This window comes from Flavicella sp. IMCC45668 (assembly GCF_057219105.1).
The window spans coordinates 2,153,059-2,164,765 of record NZ_CM170114.1 but is presented as its reverse complement, the minus strand read 5'-3'; the positions used below and the strand labels follow the sequence as shown (position 1 = coordinate 2,164,765).

General features: G+C 28.3%; 9 protein-coding genes. All 9 read left to right on the top strand.

Features of this window, described 5'->3' with window-relative positions; translation table 11 throughout:
* Positions 1 to 164 precede the first annotated feature (164 nt).
* The 9 genes from AC2DZ0_RS08920 to AC2DZ0_RS08880 all read left to right on the top strand — a co-directional run bounded on the left by AC2DZ0_RS08920 (position 165) and on the right by AC2DZ0_RS08880 (position 11,639).
* Entirely contained in the window at positions 165 to 1,469 is a 1,305-nt protein-coding gene (locus AC2DZ0_RS08920) for a tyrosine-type recombinase/integrase (protein WP_484641357.1), read from the top strand.
* A gap of 40 nt (positions 1,470 to 1,509) precedes the next feature.
* Positions 1,510 to 2,379 carry a hypothetical protein gene (locus AC2DZ0_RS08915; RefSeq protein ID WP_484641356.1) on the top strand — a complete coding sequence of 290 codons (870 nt, stop codon included), beginning with the start codon at positions 1,510 to 1,512 and terminating at the stop codon, positions 2,377 to 2,379.
* A gap of 88 nt (positions 2,380 to 2,467) precedes the next feature.
* Positions 2,468 to 2,764 (top strand): helix-turn-helix domain-containing protein, encoded by a 297-nt coding sequence (locus tag AC2DZ0_RS08910; RefSeq protein WP_484641355.1) that lies wholly within the window; start codon positions 2,468 to 2,470, stop codon positions 2,762 to 2,764.
* A gap of 1 nt (position 2,765) precedes the next feature.
* Complete coding sequence (locus tag AC2DZ0_RS08905) at positions 2,766 to 3,047, top strand: helix-turn-helix domain-containing protein (RefSeq protein WP_484641353.1); 282 nt, start codon at positions 2,766 to 2,768, stop codon at positions 3,045 to 3,047.
* Positions 3,048 to 3,073: 26 nt separating this feature from the next.
* Positions 3,074 to 3,799, top strand: coding sequence for a hypothetical protein (locus AC2DZ0_RS08900; RefSeq protein ID WP_484641352.1), 726 nt, complete (start codon positions 3,074 to 3,076; stop codon positions 3,797 to 3,799).
* A 294-nt stretch (positions 3,800 to 4,093) separates the two neighbouring features.
* Entirely contained in the window at positions 4,094 to 5,617 is a 1,524-nt protein-coding gene (locus tag AC2DZ0_RS08895; RefSeq protein WP_484641350.1) for an ATP-binding protein, read from the top strand.
* The gene (locus AC2DZ0_RS08890; protein ID WP_484641349.1) at positions 5,614 to 8,442 is read left to right on the top strand and encodes a Z1 domain-containing protein; all 2,829 of its coding nucleotides are present in this window, start codon (positions 5,614 to 5,616) and stop codon (positions 8,440 to 8,442) included. Before AC2DZ0_RS08895 ends, AC2DZ0_RS08890 begins: the two co-directional genes overlap by 4 nt.
* Positions 8,443 to 9,477 carry a PD-(D/E)XK motif protein gene (locus tag AC2DZ0_RS08885; protein WP_484641347.1) on the top strand — a complete coding sequence of 345 codons (1,035 nt, stop codon included), beginning with the start codon at positions 8,443 to 8,445 and terminating at the stop codon, positions 9,475 to 9,477. It begins immediately after the preceding gene.
* Positions 9,477 to 11,639 carry an AIPR family protein gene (locus AC2DZ0_RS08880; RefSeq protein WP_484641346.1) on the top strand — a complete coding sequence of 721 codons (2,163 nt, stop codon included), beginning with the start codon at positions 9,477 to 9,479 and terminating at the stop codon, positions 11,637 to 11,639. Before AC2DZ0_RS08885 ends, AC2DZ0_RS08880 begins: the two co-directional genes overlap by 1 nt.
* The last annotated feature ends 68 nt before the right edge of the window (positions 11,640 to 11,707 follow it).

The following is an 11,707-nucleotide window of genomic DNA, read 5'->3' as shown; positions in this document are numbered from 1 at the left end:
TAATTATCTTAATTCTTTGTGAAAACGTCTTAAAGTACTGTTTTTGTTGAGTTTTTGTTGTTTTTTAGAAAAGAAATAAATAAGAGTGTATTATATAAATAAGCTCTTATTAGCACCCTAATTAGCACCCTTTTTTAGTATCTTTGAATATAAGATAATGTGTTATGGGTAAAGGGATTGAAAGAGCAAAAGGTACGATAAGGTTTTCATTTAAAGAGTCAAAAGCGAAATTAGAAGCAAATAAAAGTTTTCAAAGTTTAATATTTCTGTTTTTTAGTTACGGAAATAAGCGATTTAAATATTCAACTGGATATAAGGCTTGTTTGAATGATTGGGATGTAAAAAAGCAGCGTATAAAAAATAAAGTTGGTATAAAAGATAAAGACAAGATTAACGAAGAATTAAGCGAGTTAGAGAGTTTTTTGTACAACGAATACGCCACGATTTCAAAAGAAGCTAAGAATGCCTCTAATGAGCTTTTAAAGTATAGGTTAGACGTGTTTACCAAGAAGATTATACCCAATCAAGAAATAAATGCGAATCTTACTTTTTTTCAAGTCATTGATAAATATATTTCGGAAAAAGAAAATCAAATTTCTATCATTACAATTAGGTCGTATAAGCAAACTAAAAAACGATTAGAAGAGTATGAAAAGCATTATAATAAGAGATTGATGTATGATTATATTGACATCAATTTTTATAATGAGTTTAAGGTTTTTATGGAGTTAAATAAATACTCTTTAAATACAATTGGTAAGCATATCAAAACAATTAAAACTTTTTTAGGCTATGCTTTAAGTGAAGGATATACAACGAATCAAAAGTTCAAAAGCAAAGACTTTAAAGTTGTAAAAGAAATTACTACAGAAATTTATTTAACAGATAAAGAGATCAAAAAAATGCATGATAAGGATTTATCCAAGTATCCAGTACTAGAGCATGCTAGAGATGTTTTTTTAATAGGTTGTTATACAGGGCAGAGGATTAGTGACTATAATAACTTATCAGAGAATGATATTGTAAAAAATAACGAAATTGAGTTTTTTAAAATTAAGCAAAAGAAAAACCGTAAATACAATAGAGAGGTTTTGTGTCCAATAACAAAAGAAATTAAAGATATTATGAATTCTAGGCATGCCGGAAAACCACCAAGAACAATTGCAGAAAGTATTCTAAATGATTCAATAAAACAAGTAGGGCAAATGCTTGAATGGGATGAGTTAATTAAATGCGAGTATACTAAAGGAGGTAAAGTTGTTGTAGAAATGGTTGAAAAATATAATTTAATAAAATCTCATACAGCAAGAAGAAGCTTTTGTACAAATAAATATAAAGCAGGTATGTCGGTCTATGATATTATGTTGTTTTCTGGGCATACTACAGAAAAAGAATTCTATAAATACATCCGTATCAAAGATGAAGAAAGAGCTTCACATATAGCGAGTTCCGGATTTTTCAATGTTTAATTGTGTTTTTTTATATAAAAGTATATTTTTAGCTAAAAAAATGGCTAAAGAATTGAACGATGCAATTACTGCAATTGTATTAAATATTGAAACTCTAGAATCAAAACAGTTAGCGTATAATGAAGAGCGTAAAGTTCTGCAAAATGAAGATGATGAATTAGGTATTCACTTTTTAGATTTTGGAAGTGAAGTTGAAGCAGCTGAGTATTCTGAAAAGATAAAAACAGACTTAATTGAGCTGTATAAGTTGTCTGGTAAATACAATTATTTCTTCCCTGATTGTCCTTTGGAGGTTTACAAAAATAATTTCCAAGAAAAATACCAAATATTTAAAGAAGAATATGTTGATGTTGGGATGTACGAATATATAGAGAAAGAAGTTAGCTTTTTTGATTCATTAAATAATAATAGATTTATTTCTGATGTAGATTCTGAAAAAAAGCTGAACTACAGTCATTACACCACGGATATTAAGCATTTTGAGTATTCTAAGAAAAGTAAGATTAAATTTTTAACAGAAGAGCTGAATAAATTAGGGTTTGGTTTAGAAGTTTGTGAATCTGATGGATACTATGATGAAATTTATAATTACCATGTAGAGAGTAGTACTATACATACTATTGTACCGATTGAGAATAAAGAAGTGCATACAATTGAAGAAGTGGATTTAAAAAAACTTACAACAAATCAAATTGTGATACTCTTAGAGAAATTAGGTTTTTTTATACATCCGAATATAGTAGAAGCCACTAAAGTAACACAAGCAGAACTGATTAGTTTAATTACAGGTTTAAATTCAAAGAATATTAAAACTAGTATTCAAAAGCTTGACAAAAAGCCATCTGTAAATGGTGATAGTTATCAAAAAGATATTGATAAAATAGATAAAATTCTAGACGGTTTGGTATAGTGTTGGAGTACCCTTTGGAGTTACTCCAGTGCATAAAACACTCATGTTTAAGTATATCTTTGTCATTGTAATCTTAAAAAAAATTATAATGGAAAGGAACAGAATCACAGAAGTACACGGAGTAACTCCTCAAGAATTACAAGCAAGTATAATTGAAGATTTAAAATCAGAAATTAATACAATTGTAAACAGTTTTAAACCTCAAAAAAACGCTGAGTATCTTACTAGAAAAGAGGTAGCGGCTATCTTAAAAGTATCTTTAGTCACTTTAACAGACTGGAATAAAAAAGGAGTGTTAAAACCATATCGCTTAGGGAATCTTATTAGGTATAAAAGAGCTGAAATAGATCAAGCTTTGATTTCAATTAACTCTAAAAACAATTAAGATGAAAAATTTTCAACACCCGTTTAATGACACTTTATTGGAGGTAAATAAAAGACTAGACATATTGTTAAAAAAGTTAGATTCAAAATATGAGAATCCTAAATATGTAATTCTTGACAATGCCGATATTTTAAAAATTTTTAAAATCAGTGATAGAACAGCTGCAAACTGGCGTAAAGATGGTACTCTATCATACGCCGCCATAAAAGGGAAAGTTTATTACAGATTGTCTGATGTGCATAAATTGTTAGATGATAATATAACCTCTAAAAAAAAAGAGTAGCATATAGAGTTAATGCGCCTTTAGAAATGTGCAATTGGGTTACAGCCAATAACACAGAAAATCAATTTGCATTTTTTATTTATTTAAAACTCACCTATTCGTCTGGTAAAGTCCAGTGGAACAAGAGCGATAAAAATTTAGCGAGTTTAACATTGCTAAAAAATGAGAAAACGGTCATTAGTAATTTTGACAAATGTGTAGATTTAGGATGGATAGAATATGATGCAGAATACAATTTTTACAGAATTATTTCTTTTGAGAAAATTAGAGAACAAAATAATTGGGAATTACGCAGGGCTTTCCCATTCAGTTATGAACACTTAGTTGATATAAGAGCAGTTTTAGGAGCGGTTATTTTTACACAGCTTTACAAATCCTATCTAAAAAAATTTTTTCCAAAACGCAGGAGCAACGTGCTATTAAGAGAAAGCGCCAGTAAGTCTCCTGCGTTTTTTTATGATAAAAAAAGATATGCAGAGATTTCGGTATTGAGTGTAAAAAGGTTTTTTAATTTGACGTTAAACAAAGCTGCACGAATAAAAAAAATGGCTGCTGATATGGGGTTAATTGAAGTAAAAAAGCAATACTATAAATTAAATCCTGATCAAGTGTATGCAGCTAAAAAAGGTGCAAAGTTGAGTGGTGCTAAGCAAAATATTATTTTTCGCAACGGAAATTACTATTTGCAGCTAATTGACAAGATTTACACTGAATTGTACTTTAAAAGAAGGAAAAAATTAGAAACATTATAAGAGAATATAGAGCTTTTAATAGTACTATCTTAATTAGTAAAGATAATAGCAATAAATAAGATAGGTTCTATCTCTAAAACTATATCTACAAATAAACAGTTTAATCAAGATATATTTCTATTTTTATGGTTTAAAAATTATTTAAACAACTAAAGAACTCTTGGTTATAGTTGTTTAAAATCCCAAAAATAATTTTTCAAAACGTACTAGTTGTTTGAATTGTGCAATTTAGTCGTAATATGTTATTTTGAAAAGTCTATTATTGAGTATATAAATTTTATGTGAAAAACACAAATGGAAAAATTCAATGTTAAGCCACAGCCAGGAAGTATTTTAGGATCATTAAGAAGTATTGGTTATAACTTAAAAACTGCCTTGTCTGATATAATAGACAACTCTATAGCAGCAGAAGCTAAAAGAATAGAGATAATAAATAATGATTTAGAGAAGACAAATGGAAAATTAGATTGGCTGTCAATTATTGATGATGGTTTTGGTATGTCGAAGGATGACATGTTGAAAGCATTAACTCTAGGAGGTGAAGGTATTGAATGTGAAAGAAGCCCAGAGGATTTGGGAAGATTTGGACTAGGTTTAAAAACAGCAAGTCTCTCACAATGTAGAAGACTTATATTAATTTCAAAAAATAAAGACAATAAAATCAATAGTTTGATTTTTGATTTAGACCACATAGCTAACAATGGGTGGGAAGTATATTCATTAGAAGACAACTCAGATATTTTAAAAAAAATTTCCCAACGAATAGAAGATAAGACCATTTTTGAAAATGATAGTTGGACAGCTGTACATTGGGAAAAATTAGATAAAATTAAAATTAGTTCAACTTCAAATTTTTATTCAGAATTAACAAAAGTTAGAAATCATTTTGAATTAATTTATCACAAATTTAAAGGTAAAGTCAACATCCGTTTGAACGGTACTTTAGTTGATTATTGGGATCCTTATCAAACTGCTATATCAAGTCAAGAAAAATATTATAAATACAACAATAGTGATGATTCTTATAGTATTAAGGGACACGTTTTAAAACACTCTAGTGAGTTTAAAAATACGCAAGAATATGAAAATCAATCATTGATTGGAACTTTTAATCAAAATCAAGGGTTTTTCATCTACAGAAACAATAGATTGATATATCGTGGAAGCTGGTTAGGTTTATTTAACAAAGAGCATCATTATATTTTAGCAAGAATTGAAATCAATTTAAATAACAAATTAGAATCTGATTTAGCGTGGGGAGTAAACATCAGTAAATCTTCTGTTTCAATACCCAAATATGCAGAAGCAGATATTAGATCTGAATGTAACAGGATAAGAAGTGAAGCTAACAACACTTTTAGGTTTCATGGGGGTGTACGCAAACACATTATAAGAAGCAAAAACAAAGAAACGGAAATACAACCTATTTGGAAATTTGAATCTAAAGGAACTAAAAATGGTGAGAAGAATCAATATAAAATAAATACAAAACACCCATTACTTGAAAATTTTCAAAAAAAAATAGAAAAGAATAGTGATGCAAAAAGAGACTTCAAAGAAATCCTAAAATATATAGAAAACTACTTGCCTATTGATAATATTTTTGCGCGTAAAGCTAGTAATGAAGTTGAACAATCATCTATAGAGGAAGTTGATGTTTTTGAAAGCTTTAAAGAATTGCTTAATGATTACAGTGTAAAAATGGATATCAACAAAGCTTTTACTAAACTAATAAGAATTGAACCATATAACAGCTTGTCTTTTGATCAAGAAAAAATGGAGACATTAGGTGTTGATTACAATAAAATACAATCATGATAGAGAAAAAAATTACAAAAAATGCGTTAGATGAATTGAATGATTATAAAAAAGAAGGTAAAGAAATTACAAATGAATTAATCCGTGAAGAGGTTGCTTTTTTTTATGATGCACATAGCAAAAGACATCCAAACGCTGTAGTTGATCTCGAAAAAATAGTTAATGATTTAGAATCACATTTTATAATTTCTATAGGGAGTAGTGAAGTGCTATATAGTCAAAAAACACCTTGGATTCGTAACTACAAACAAAACAACCCTAATTTAAGTGATTTCCCTTTTTGGAACAATTATAAGAGATATCTATCTGAACAAAAACAATTACCTGAAAACGTAATACAGGAAATAGACCAAAGTACAGACGATATTTTGGATGGAATGACAAATCCACAATATGATTCTAATTTTGAAAAAAAAGGTTTGGTAATTGGTTATGTACAATCTGGTAAAACAGGTAATTATGTAGGGCTTATTAACAAAGCTATCGATGTAGGATATCAATTTATAGTAGTGTTGGCCGGTATGCATAATAATCTACGACAACAGACACAGATGAGAATTGATGAAGGTGTAAATGGAGAACAAAAAGTAAATGGAAAAATAACACCTGTGGGGGTTGGTACATTACTTAATAGATTTAATACACAAACACAAACGCTAACAACAGCTGATTCGGATGGTGACTTTAATTCAAAAGCAGCAAATATGAATGGTATTAATTTTAATATTGAAACACCATTAATTGCTGTTATAAAGAAAAATGTACATCCTCTTAAGAACATGAACAAATGGTTAGAGAATGTTATAGGTATCAATAACTTATCAAAATCAAATAAAGCTGTTTTGATTATTGATGATGAAGCTGATCAAGCTAGTATTAATAATAATTTCACAAGTAAAGATTTAGATGCACCTTATGAAAACGAGGATGGAACAATAGATGAAAAAAACACACCAACAGCAATAAATTTAGGTATTGTAAATTTAATTAATAAATTTAGCAGAAGATGCTATACTGGTTATACTGCTACGCCTTATGCAAATGTTCTAATACCATTAGACAATGAACACCATAAAAGTATTTTTCCTGAAGATTTTATAGTAAGACTAAAGCAACCCTCTAATTATTTAGGGCCTGAAAAATATTTTGAAGTAAAACTACCTGGTGTTTTAGAGATTAATAAAGATGAAAATTTTGCTGAAAAAATAAAACAATATAAAAAAGATGAGATTGAAGCATTAGAAGTCCCTGAATCATTAAAATTTGCGACAAAACAATTTATTGTTTCTGGAGGCTTACGCTTTTATAGAGGACAACAAAACTCTCATATGTCAATGTTAATCCATGTTTCACATCTTACAAAAATTCAAAATCATATAGGTGAGATATTTAAACAATATTGGAGTGTTTTAAAAACCGCGATAGAAAATAACAGCCAAAAGCTTTGGAGTGAATTAGAAAACATCTATAGAGGCACTAAAGTAGATGGATTAATTAACGAATTAAATAGTCAAAAATACTATTCTGATGAATATTCAGCGAACGAATCTTTTGCTAAAAACAACTTTGATTTACCTATTCATTTTGATGAGTTAAGAGATCTTATTAGGAGTTTTATAGCAGCAGTAGAAGTTTTAGTTGTAAATGGACACAAAGACAATAAAGGGCAAAGTTTAGATTACCATCTTTATCCCCATGGTAGAAAAGTTATAGCTATTGGTGGAAATACAATGTCACGAGGCTTGACTTTAGAAGGACTACACACTAGTTATTTTATTAGGCATGCCAGAACGTTTGATACTTTAATGCAAATGGGACGTTGGTTTGGTTATAGAACGAATTACGCAGATTTATGTAGAATTGTTACTACAACAGAAATTGCAGTTGATTTTAGCGAAATTTGTTTTGCTGATACCACAATGAATGAAAATATTTCAGCAATGATACGTAGCAATGCTTCACCAAGAGACTTTCTAATAAAAATACGACAATCTACAACGAGTCTATCTGTAACCTCTAAAATGGGAATGGCCGGTGAAATGCAAGTTAGTTGGGCTGGAGGGGAAGTAATCACAAATACGATAGAACGTAAAGCTGAAACTGTAATTAAAAATCACAAAACTTTAACCGATCTAATTGATAAAGTCAAATCAAATTGTAATGTTGATGAATTTAAAAATAGAATGTATTTCAAATCAGTTTCCTTAGATACAGTATCTGATGCTTTAAATAAAGATAATTATTCTGTAAGTAACAATAACGGTAGTTTAGATTTAGATAAGATTTTTGAATTTTACAAAAAATCAGGATATGATACTGTTGATTTAGTAATTATGGGTAGAAATCCTGGAGAGCACCGTAATTATATATACAATGGTAAAGAATTAGGGCTTTCTCAAAGAAATACAGCTAGAAGAAATGATAAAGAGATTAACATACATCTCTTTAAAGTACCCAATGGTAAATTAACAGATGCCGATTATTTATCAAATTTTATTGGTGATAAAATAAATGATTTAAACCCGGAACAAAAACGATCACCATCAGAAACTTGTCGTCATCTTAAGAGACCTTTAATTACCTTTTTAGCCATAGATCCAATGTTTTTTTACAGCAAACAAAAAAACAAACAAAATACAGCACCTCCATTAGATAAAATGCATGAAGGTTTTAAAAACTTGTTTGATAAAAGTACGGGTGAGTACAAAGCAATACCATACGGTATTTCTTTTGCAACACCATTAAATTTACCTAATACATCCCAAATCAATAACACTTCTGTAACCGTTTTGGTAAATCAAATGGTTTTAGATAATGCCCAATAAATGATGAATATCAAGGAAACTTTCAACGAACTAATCAATACGCCTAAATCTAGTGGTCAATACAACACTAAACTACATGACTATAATGATTCTAACAACTATAAAACTTTATTAGCAGTTGACACATTTTCTGATTATCAAAAATGTGTATTACTACAATTAAAGAATGGTGGTAAAGAATCTGAAATAATTATTAAGAATATTAATATTCTGGACAGTATAAAAATTGACACATTCCCTGTACCTAATCCTGGTAATACTGAATTAGACACTTATTATAGCATAAAGCTAGATAAAGATACTGAAGAAGAAATATTTTATGCCTTTATCACAGATATTATTGAAATTGTAAAAGCATCTAAAAATGAACTGATAATTTTAGATACTTTAAAAAGAATAAAAGCTTGGATGCTTTTTTTTAAATCAAAAAAAACAGGTGTATTATCAGAAAATAATCAAATTGGTTTGTTTGCTGAATTGACTTTATTAAAGAGCTTGTTAGAGAAAAACCTTAATAACTTATCATCAGTAATTTCAAGTTGGGTTGGTCCTAAAAAACAAAATCAAGATTTTATTTTTCCAAAAGGACAGGCAGTAGAGGTAAAATGCACTACATCAAATAATAGATTTGAAGTTAAAATAAACAATGAATATCAGTTAGACTCAACAGGTTTGGAAAGTCTACATCTTAGCGTTTCTCAAGTAAAACGACATAAAAACAGCAAATCTAATACATTTCCTACCCTACCTTCTATTGTAAACGAAATAAAAACTATACTTAGAAGTGATTATGAAGCCAAATTTGAGTTTGAAAGTTTACTACTTGAAGTTGGTTATTTAGAAGAAGTAGAGGTTGAATATTTGGATTTTGGTTTTCAGGTTTTAGGAGAACCTAGGATATACCATGTTAATGAGGATTTTCCTATTATATCAAGTAAAAAAATACCTAATGAAATTAAAAAAGTAGAATATATACTCAACCTGCAAAATGAAGAAATTTTCAATGGAAGTATTAATGATTTAATTACAATTTAATGAGTTACTATAATACCCTAAAAACACTAGTTGAAGAGAGAATAATTAATGACAGTCAACTTAATGCAGAAAGTGCATTTTGTCAAATTTCGGCAGATTATTTAATTGATTCTTCTTTAATATCTGGTTTTCAACCTTCACCCTATTATATGGAAAACGACTTGGGTCGTAATTTAAAAATAGATGGATTTTCTTTGAATGATAACGAAACAGTTTTGTCGCTTTTTGTAACCAACTACAACCATACTGATGAAATTTCAAAGTTAAATTTAAAAGATGTAGAGCAACAATTTAAACAACTATATCGAGTCTTAAATTATGTGATAAAACCTGCAGAATGCAATTTGCCTAAAGCTAATGTTTTATCTTTTCTAAATGGAGAGTATAGAGCAGGGATAAAAGATACTTTAGTTAAAATAGACTTTTATCTGTTTACCAACAATATTGCTGTCAATAAAAAAGAAGTTACTGCATCAAAAATTATCGCTAAAAAAGATGATGATATTATTGATTACAACTTTAGAATATGCGATATTAATGAATTAGAAAGACTACATAAAAACAACCAAAAGCTTGATATAGAAGTTAGTGAGTTTTATGACAAACCTATTCATGTTTTAAAACCACATATAGGGAATTCAAGTTACGGTACTGCTATTACAATATTACCAGGAGAGTTTTTATATAATATTTATAGTGAGTTTAAAGGACAATTATTAGAAAGTAATGTAAGGTCTTTTTTATCTTCACGTGTGAAAATTAATAAAGGTATTAAAGATACATTAGTAAACAACCCTGAGATGTTTTTGGCTTATAATAATGGACTGTGTGTTACAGTTTCTGAAATAGAGTTAAACTCAGATAACACTGTTAAAGTCTTTAAAGATTTTCAGATTGTAAACGGAGGGCAAACAACTTCTTCTATCTTTTTTGCAACACAAGATGCGAGGAAATCTAAAATAGATGTTGACTTAGGTAAAGTTAATGTAATGGCAAAAATTACTGAAATAAGGCGTAATATTGATTCGATAAAAATACAATCAACAATTGCGAAAAACAGTAATTTACAAAATGCTGTAAAACAATCTGATTTGTCTAGTAATGAAGAGTTTTTGATGAATTTACATTCTTGTTCCAAAAAATATAGAAACCCTGTTACAAACAATTATTATTATTTTGAACGTACAAGAGGACAATATTCTTTGGAAAAGAACCTTAGCAAAAATGAAAAACATTTTTTAAACCTTTATCCACAAAAAAACAAGTTTGAAAAAGCAGATTTGTCAATATTATATTTTTGTGCATTTGGAAATAAAATAGAACCTTTTATTTCTGTACAAAGTGCAGAAAAAAGATACAATATAATTAAAAGTTTTTTTGATTCAGAAAACAAAAAAATAGGGGAAGAATATTTTATAAATATGGTTGGTTCTTTCATGCTGTATAAATTGTTTAAAACTAAATATGGTGTAGGTAACAATGCTATTGGAAGAATTAGAAAAAATGTAATAGCTTATTCAATTGCTTTATTACAAGATCATTTAAAAAAACAAGGTAAAACAATTGATTTTAAAAATTTATGGGACACAAAATTTGTAGATAATATAAACGATCAAATACTTAAAGATTTTATAAAATATGTTAATGATTTGTTGTTAAGTAATTTAGATGATGGTCGTTTGGATGAAGCATGTAAGAAAAAAGAATCTTGGGATAAAATAATTGCTAAAGTTGATGAGAATGTTCTAATAGAATTTTTAGATAACATGCCTACTACCCAATTAAAGAAAATCAAAGCTTCATCAAAAAGCTTTGATGTAGATAGTAAATACGAATTAATGATTAAGGACATGAATTCGATTATATCAACAGCAACTAATTATGTAAAATTATCAGATAGAATAGAAAATGAGATTGCTACCTATATGAAAGATGGGATGTCATTATATAGTAGAAGACATTTAACTTTAATGAAAAATCATTTTAATCCAAATAATAACAAAACTACAATTTCACCAAAAACATATAACCTGTATATAAATGAATGTTCTAACAAAAATGGAGAAATTATTAAAAGGAAATTCATTGAAATGAAGTTATATTTAGATGATTTATATCGTGTTTTTAATGCGGTTTTAAAAGATGAATTACTAGACCTTTAATCGTTTATAAGTGTTGAATAAATCGAGTATATAAACTTTTTACCTAATGCTAAAGACTGTATTTTTGC